At 65.0% G+C, this 8,357-nt stretch carries 6 protein-coding genes and 1 pseudogene; 2 read left to right on the top strand and 5 right to left on the bottom strand.

The features are described from left to right. Nucleotides 1–412, bottom strand: a pseudogene (locus A985_RS27105) (hypothetical protein); the annotation flags it as partial. Between the two features lie 363 nt (nt 413–775). On the opposite strand from A985_RS27105, the gene A985_RS25725 reads away from it, so the two are divergent. Next, nucleotides 776–1,270 (top strand): MarR family winged helix-turn-helix transcriptional regulator, encoded by a 495-nt coding sequence (locus A985_RS25725; protein WP_017234332.1) that lies wholly within the window; start codon nt 776–778, stop codon nt 1,268–1,270. Continuing rightward, nucleotides 1,267–2,820, top strand: coding sequence for an MDR family MFS transporter (locus A985_RS0115580; RefSeq protein ID WP_017234331.1), 1,554 nt, complete (start codon nt 1,267–1,269; stop codon nt 2,818–2,820). The genes A985_RS25725 and A985_RS0115580 overlap by 4 nt, the downstream gene beginning before the upstream one ends. 7 nt (nt 2,821–2,827) lie before the next feature. Here A985_RS0115580 and A985_RS0115575 read toward each other — a convergent pair whose 3' ends face one another. The 4 genes from A985_RS0115575 to A985_RS0115560 form a co-directional block, all read right to left on the bottom strand. Beyond that, complete coding sequence (locus tag A985_RS0115575; protein ID WP_232424641.1) at nt 2,828–3,622, bottom strand: IclR family transcriptional regulator; 795 nt, start codon at nt 3,620–3,622, stop codon at nt 2,828–2,830. 180 nt (nt 3,623–3,802) lie between these two features. Continuing rightward, nucleotides 3,803–5,437: an AMP-binding protein gene (locus tag A985_RS0115570; protein ID WP_017234329.1), complete on the bottom strand. Its 1,635-nt coding sequence runs from the start codon at nt 5,435–5,437 to the stop codon at nt 3,803–3,805. 17 nt (nt 5,438–5,454) lie between these two features. Then, nucleotides 5,455–7,206, bottom strand: coding sequence for an ABC transporter permease subunit (locus A985_RS0115565; RefSeq protein WP_017234328.1), 1,752 nt, complete (start codon nt 7,204–7,206; stop codon nt 5,455–5,457). Nucleotides 7,207–7,252: 46 nt separating this feature from the next. After that, the gene (locus tag A985_RS0115560) at nt 7,253–8,326 is read right to left on the bottom strand and encodes an ABC transporter ATP-binding protein (protein ID WP_017234327.1); all 1,074 of its coding nucleotides are present in this window, start codon (nt 8,324–8,326) and stop codon (nt 7,253–7,255) included. Between the last annotated feature and the right edge of the window lie 31 nt (nt 8,327–8,357).

The following is an 8,357-nucleotide window of genomic DNA, read 5'->3' as shown; positions in this document are numbered from 1 at the left end:
CCGCGGCCCCCCCCAGCCACTGGGGCAACGGCGCCGAATCCTCGAGATGCAACGGCTGGTAACGGTTGGTCTGGATACGCATTGTGCCAAGGACCGCGCCGTCGAGCCGCGCGCGCGCCACGAGCACGATGGCCCCCGGCTCGCGGTCGCTGGGCTCCGGCTCGCTCAACGTGGCGGCCAGATCGGGAAGGTGGCGGCCGTAGGCGGCCTGACGCATGGCGACGGCGTCGCGCAACGCTGCGTCGTCGCTCGCGATGGTGACGATGAAGGGCAGACGCTCTTCTCGCATCGTATCGAGATCGGCCGCCGGGGCGCGCACCGCAGCCGGCAACGACGTGGGACGGCGCTGACCGGACGACAGGTCGGTCGGGGTAATGGACAGGACATCCGAGGCTTGGGCGAGGTCAAACATGATTGATACTCCTTAAGGTCAATAGAGGATGAGTGCCATGCACAGGCGTGCTCGCCGATACATCGCACATATCCTTTCTTGATCCGCCAAGGCGAAGTGTCAAGTGCTTATTTTTCTTGGCTTTTTCAGATTTTCACGGGCGGCGCAACAGCGTCTGTCCGGGGATTGTGCCCACCGCCCGCGAACCCTCGTCACACCGGGCGAAACCGGCCGACCACATTTCAGCGCCTTCGGCCGTCGAGTATGGGTGTCACCTATTTGCGACAGTTGCAGTCCGAAGAAAGTGTCTGGCAAAATGATAAACCTGTTTACTAATTGACCTTGCCGGGACTCCCCGAAGGCGACCCCGGCGCACCTTCCGATATGCCGAAAATCGATTGGTCTTCCCGTTTCGGCACGCTGGTACATGACGTCGCGCGCGTTCATTCGCGCCTGTTCGACCGGCGTGCCCGCGGCAACTTCGACCTCACGCGCGCGCAATGCCGCGTGCTGGTCATGTTGCATCGCTATGGGGTCCAGACACAGGCCGAATTGGCCGAACGCATGGAGTTGACGCCGATGGCGCTGGTGAGACTGCTGGACCGGCTCAGGGACAAGGGACTCGTGCGGCGCGAACGGGATCCGAACGACAAACGCGCGCACCTGCTCTATCTGACGGAGGCCTCGGAGGCCAAGATCGACATGATCGTCGCATTCGCCAACGCGACCGAACGCGAAGCGCTGGCCGACCTCACCCCGGCTGAACGGACCGAACTGTCGCGCTTACTGGGCAAGGTGCTGACGAACCTGACGCGCGCCGAAGCCGAATGCCCGTCACCGGCGCGTCGCGATAACCCTCACGATCCAATAAAAGAATGACCGTGGCATCCCCCCAAACAGCTGACGATCCGGGCAAGCATCGCGCGCTCGTCAGCCTGTCCGTCATGCTCGCGACGGTGTTGCAGACACTCGACAGCACCATCGCCAACGTGGCACTCCCCCACATGCAGGGCAGTCTTTCCGCCTCGCAGGACTCCATCACCTGGGTATTGACGTCCTATATCGTGGCGGCCGCCATCGCCACGCCGCTCACCGGCACGCTCTGCGCGCGCTTCGGTCGCCGGCGCGTCTTCCTGTGGTCCGTCGCCGGCTTCACGATCGCCTCGGCCTTGTGCGGCATGGCGCATTCGCTCACGGAAATCGTGGCCGCACGGCTGTTCCAGGGGATTTGCGGCGCGGCGCTCGTGCCGCTGTCGCAGGCGACCATGCTCGACATCAACCCGCCGCACAAGCACGGCTCGGCGATGGCGGTGTTCGGCATGGGCGTGATGGTCGGGCCAATTCTCGGCCCGTCACTCGGCGGCTGGCTTACCGACAGCTACAACTGGCGCTGGGTGTTCTACATCAACCTGCCCATCGGGTTGATCGCGTTCCTCGGTATTGCCGCTTATCTCAGAGAGCCGCCGGAGCAGAAGGCCGGGAAATTCGATGTGCTCGGTTTCGTCACCCTCAGTCTGGCCATCGGCCTGCTGCAACTGCTGCTCGATCGCGGGGAACAGCAGGATTGGCTGAACGCCACCGAGATCTGGCTGGAGATGCTCGGCGCCATCATCTGCTTTGCGTACTTCGTCGTCCACACGTGGACGGCCGGCGAGCATTCGTTCTTCGACCGCGCGTTGCTGCGTGACCGAAACTTCAACACGGGCGTCGTCTACATCTTCGTCGTCGGCATCATTCTTTACGCCACGCGCGCCCTGCTCCCGCCGATGCTGCAAAGTCTGTTCGGCTACCCTGCGATTCTCACCGGGCTGGTGACGGCGCCCTCCGGCGCGGGGACCATGGCCGCCATGCTGATCGTCGGACGCCTGGTCGGCAAGGTCGACGTTCGCTACCTGCTGGGTTTCGGCTTCGCACTGACCGCCTATTCGCTGTATCTGATGGCCGGTTACTCGCTCACGCTGCGGCCGTCGGACATCGTCTGGCCGGGGGTCATTCAGGGCTTCGGTCTGGGCTTCGTCTTCGTGCCGCTCACCACGGTCACGTTTGCCACGCTCGCCGGCACGCTACGCGCGGACGGCGCCGCCATCTACAGCCTGTCGCGCAACATCGGCAGCAGTATCGGTATCTCGGTCGTGCAGACGCTGCTCACCCAGAACACGCAGGTCAACCACGCGGTGCTCTCGGAGCGCATTACGCCGTTTACACAAGGGGTGGAGGCTTACGTGCAGACGTACGGTGCCGCGGCGATGGCCGCCCTGAATGCGGAAGTCACGCGACAGGCGGCGATGATCGCTTACCTGGACGACTTCCGGCTCATGATGGCACTCACGATCGCCGTCATGCCGCTGCTGCTCTTCATTCGGCTGAAAAAACGCGCCCCCGGCGAGATCGACAAGCACGACGAGATCGTGCACGTGGCGGCCGACTGACGCGGCGTCAGCTCTCCTGGCGCCGCCGCGCCGACAACGCACCAGCCGTCTGGATCACGAGGTCGGCGAAGCGCCGTTCATCGCGTTCGGCGTTCCACCGCACGCGCGGCACGGCAATGTTGATCGCCCCGATGGCCCGGCCGTCCTGGTTCACCACGGCCGCCGCCGTCGAAATGTCGCCCATGAAGAATTCGTCTTCCGTGTGCGCATATCCCTGCTTGCGAATGCGCGCGAGCCGTTCCTTGATCTTGCGCGGCTGCGCCACGGTCGCCGGCGTGAACTGCACGAGATTCGTGCGCGCAAGAATGTCGTCGACCTCGGCATCGTCGAGCGTAGCCAGCAACGCCAGCCCGGGTGCCGTGCAATAGGCCGGCAGGCGCGAGCCGACGATGACGTTCGCATTGAACACGCTGCGGCTCACAATACGCAGCACGAACACAATGTCCGTGTCGAGCCGCACCGTCAGGTTCGTCGCCTCCTCGGTTTCCGCCGCGAGTTGCTGAAGATACGGAGCGGCGCGGCTCACGAGTTCGTTCGAGACGAGGTAGTGATAGGTGAAGTCCAGCAGCTTCGGCGAGAGTTCGTACTTCTTGCTCTGCGCGTCCTTGAGCAGATAGCCCAACGCCGAGAGCGTGAAGGTGAAGCGCTGCGCCGCGCTGATGTCCAGCCCCGTGGCCGCGGCGATTTCCGAAAGCGACAGATGGCGCTTCGACCCGTCGAACGCCGTCAGCACCTTCATCGCCTTCTCCACGGACTGCACGTAAAGCGTGGATTCGGTCGATGGGGCGGGAGCAGCAGCTATCTCGCTGGCGGTTGCCGCTTTGGCGCGGGTGCGGGGTGTCTTGGTGGTGGCCACGATATCGAGGAAATGGGGCAGGCAGGGACGAATTATCTCATAAAAATAACAGTCTATCTTATACCGATAACGCCAGAATCACCGTCATCGTCGCCGCGCCGGTGACGACCGCGCTGCCCACACGGATTACGTTGCCTCCGTCACCTCCCACGCCTGCGAGGTATCGCGCGAGAGAAGATGCTTGCGAATGCGCTCCGAAGGCGTCGTTTCGAAACCTTCGGTGGCGCGATAGTAACGCGGGCGCTGGTAGCTGGCGAGTTTGTCGGCGGCCCATTGCGCGAGTACGGTCCAGTCCAGTGTCTGGCCGTCGCGGAACTGGACGTAAAGCATCACATCCTGCTCCCCGATGTCGCTTGCCACGCCGATGGCGGCACAGGCCACCACCGCCGGGTGTCGCGCAAACACACGCTCGATTTCCCAGGCCGACACGTTCTCGCCGCGCACCCGCATGCTGTCCGTGCGCCGGCCGATGAAGACCAGGCTGCCGTCGGGGCCACGCCGCGCACTGTCGCCCGTGAAAAGCTTGCCGTCGCGCAACGCCTTCGACGTGGCTTCCGGATTATCGAGATAGCCTGGCAGGAAGACGCCTTCCACGTCGCTCGACAGCACGATCTCACCGGGTTCGCCGTCGGGCACGGGCTGTCCCGCGTCGTCGAGCAACGCCAGCGTCAGCCACGGCAGGGTGTGGCCGATGGCACCCGGCACATCCGCGTCGTTGAGGGTGGCGAAGCTCGAGCACTCCGTCATCCCATAGCATTCGCGCAACGCGCATTGCAGCCGCTCTCGTGTGGCTTGCCAGGCGCTCGCCGACACGCCCGCGCCCCACGCCACGCGCAATGAGTTCTGCGCCGGCTGGGCCTCGCGCGGCAGTTGCATGAGGATGTCGAGGATGCCGCCGAGATAGTGCAGATGCGTGGCCTGCGCAGCGGCGCATTGCTGCCAGAAGCGGCTGGCCGAGAAACGCTCCACCACGTGCATCTCGACATCGGCGAGAAAGGGCAGCAGCAGCATCTGGGCACCGCCGATATGGCACAGCGGCTCCCACAGAAACAGCCGGTCGCCGTCGTGCGCGTCGGCCACGCGCAGCGCCGCCTCACTGGCGATGCGCATCATGCGGTGCGTGAACAGCACCCCCTTGGGCGCGCCGGTGGTGCCCGACGTGTAGATGATGCACAGCACCGACGCGGGCGTGAGCTCCGCCGCCGCCGGCGCGCTACCCATGTACGCCGCGGCCTGGGTCATGACGTCCGCGAGCCAGTGACGCACGACGCGTGTCCCGTGGTGCCCCGGCTGCTGTGCCGCGAGGGTGGCACCCGCGTCGAGCACGTCGGCGAAGGTCGGTTCGGCAATGAGCAGCGTCGGCTTGGCGTGGCCGAGCAGGTATTCGATACCGTCGCCCTTCAGGCGCGTGTTGACGGGCACCCACACCAGACCGGAAAGCATGAGCGCATAGATCAACGCCACCTGCGCCGCACTGTTGCCCAGCATCACCGCCACGCGGTCGCCCGGCACGAGGCCTTGCGCGGCAAGCCAGCCCTGCATGGCGCCCACGCGCGCGGCCATCTGGGCCCGGTCGATGGCTTCACCCTCGAACACGACGACCGGCTTGGCCGACGTGCCGTGGAGTCCTGCCAAGAGCAGCGGTACGACATCGAGCCGGTCGCCCTCGGCCCGCTGGGGAAAGTACTTCGTATAAGGATGCACGGAAGAAAACGTCTGCGCATTCACCGGCGCGACTCGGGCAACGTTGGACATGGACATACAGAGTTCCGCAGATATCAATAGCGCTTGCGTTTAAAGATCGACGACAGCCAGACGATGAACACCATCAGAAACACCAGCGAGGTCGCCACGGCAGCCAGCGTCGGCGTGACGGCCAACTGGATGTCGTCCCACATCTGCTTGGGTAGCGTGGTGTTGATGCCGCCAGACACGAAGATGGCGATGGTCAGGTCGTCGAACGACACGATGAAGGCGAACAGGAATGCCGATCCCAGGCTCGCCGCGAGCAACGGCAGCAACACGGTGCGCACGCGGGTAAAGGCCGATGCACCGAGCATCTTGGCGGCATCGTCGAGCCGCCAGTCGAAGCGCTTGAAGCTCGCCGAAAGCGTGACCACGACATAGGGAATCGCAAGCACCGTGTGGCCGATGACCAGACCGGCATTGGTGCCGGCGAGCCCCCAGCGCGCAAACAAATACAGCAAGCCGACGGCGACCACGATGCGCGGCACGATCAACGGTGCGATGAACATGGCGAACAGCGGCTTGCGCCACCGCGACGGCAGCCGCACGAGCGCCAGGCTGGCGCCGAAACCGAGGATGAGGGCAAGCGTCGCCGTGGCGAAGCCCACGCCGAGCGAGCGCAGCAACGCCGCCTGCCACACGCTCGACTCGATGAACGCCACAAACCATTTCACTGTGAAGAGTTGCGGGGGAAACGCCACGAACGACTGCTTGGTAAAGGCCAGCGGCACCACGAACGCAATTGGCAACACCAGGGCGAACACGACCGCCCCCGTGTACGCCTTGAGACCGAAGCCGCCCCCGGCCCGCGCGCGTCCGCCCGAGAGCGACACCTTGCCCGCGAGCCGCCCAATGGCGATGAGCATGGGCAACATGCGCCCACCGGTCCCCGCACGGCGTTCCGGCGCTTCGCCGGCGAGCGACGATAACCCCACGACGCGGTCGTACACGAAGAACACGACAATCGAGCACAGCAGCAGCACGCTCGAGAGCGCGCCGGCAAAGCGCAGGTCGAACAGATCGAGTACCGACGAGATGACGAGCTGCGCCACCATCGATTCGCGCGGCGAGCCAAGCAGTGCGGGCACGATAAAGAAGCCCAGGCTCGTGATGAAGACCAGCAACCCGGCCGCCGCCGCGCCCGCCCCGGACAGCGGCAGGAAAACGGTGAAGAAGCCCGTCGCGCGGTCGGCCCCGAGCGTTTGCGCCGCTTGCACCAGTTGCATGTTGATGCCGCGCATGATCGGCAACATCGTCATGACGGCGAGTGGCAGCATCGCGTGCACCATGCCGATCAGCACACCGGTGAGCGACGGCGCAAGCGTGCCCGCGCTATCGATCAGCCCGAGATGCGTGGCCACGACCGTGAGCAGGCCGGTCTTCGAGAGCAGCAGCATCCACGCATACGTCTTGACGAGATAACTGGTCCAGAACGGCAGCACGATCCATAGCAACCAGCGCTCACGCGAGCGCGCCGACAACCGCGCGAGCAGATACGCCACCGGATAACCGAGCAGGACAGAAAGCCCGGCGGTGAGAAACGCAATCCAGAACGTCGAAGCCAGCACTTTGATGTACACAGCCGAGTGCGTCATGCGGGCAAACTGAGCGACGGACAGCACGCCGTCGGCATCGTAGAGGCCGCCCTGCAGAATCTCGACGACCGGCACGATGAAGAACACCACGAGGAACAGCAACGCGGGCAAGGCCGGCAACCACCGGGCCACCTGTCGCGGCCAGGCAATACGAGGCCCCGCCTGAGGTAGGCGCTGAACAAGCCACATGACAAAAACTCCTGAAGCGGATGACGAGGGCGTTGACGAAATTTGCTCAGCGCGTGAGCAGCGTCGCACGGCCGTGATCCCACGCCAGTCCAACGCGCTCACCGACGCGCGGCGTCAGGTCGCGCGGGCAGCGCACGGTGAAGTCGGCCCCCTGCGCCCCATCGTTCCCGTGCCCCAGCGAGACAATGGCGCGCGTATCCGAGCCCACGAAAACGACCTGGCGAATCGTGCCGGCGAGCGCGCCGTCTTCGGGCGACGTCAGACGCGCCGCCTCCGGGCGCACCAGCAGACTGGCCTCTCCCGCCGCGGGCAAGTCGGGACTCGGGCCGATCGGCACCCAACGCTCGCCCACCCGTAGCGCAACACGGCCATCGTCCATGCGCTCGACCACGCCGTCGAGCAAATTGGAATGGCCGAGGAAATCCGCCGCGAAGCGCGTTGCCGGGCGGTCGTACAACTGTGTCGGCGTACCGATCTGCTCGATGCGCGCCTGATTCATCAGGCAAATGCGGTCGGACAGCGTGAGCGCCTCATCCTGATCGTGCGTGACGTAGATGAACGTCGCGCCCAACTCCTGGTGCAGACGCCGGATTTCCAGCTGCATGTGCTCGCGCAATTTCTTGTCGAGCGCGCCGAGCGGTTCGTCGAGCAAGATGATCGAGGGACGGAACGCGAAGCAACGGGCAAGCGCAATGCGCTGCTGCTGCCCACCCGACAACTCCGACGGCAGTCGCTGCGCGAACGCTTGCATCTTGACCATCGCGAGCGCGGCGTCGACGGCCGGCGCCAGTTCGGCGCGCGGCAGCTTGCGCATGCGCAAGCCGTACGCCACGTTGTCCCAGACCGTCATGTGCGGAAAGAGCGCGTAGCTCTGGAACACCATCCCGATGCCGCGCTTGCCGGGCGCTTCGTGCGTGGCGTCGCGCCCGTCGATGAGCAGTTGCCCGGCGCTCGGCTCGACCAGCCCCGAAATCATCTGCAACAGCGTGGTCTTGCCCGAACCTGACGGGCCGAGCAAGGTCAGAAATTCTCCCGCCGCGACCCGCAGGTCGGTCGGCAGGAGCGCGGGGGTCTCGCGATACGTCTTGGCAAGACCGATGGTTTCCAGTTTGGTACTCATAGTCGTCTCTTCCTGCTTCGCGGTGCTTGAC

The organism is Pandoraea sp. B-6, from assembly GCF_000282835.1.
In the GTDB taxonomy this organism is placed as follows: domain Bacteria; phylum Pseudomonadota; class Gammaproteobacteria; order Burkholderiales; family Burkholderiaceae; genus Pandoraea; species Pandoraea cepalis.
This window is presented reverse-complemented; position numbering and strand designations above follow the sequence as displayed.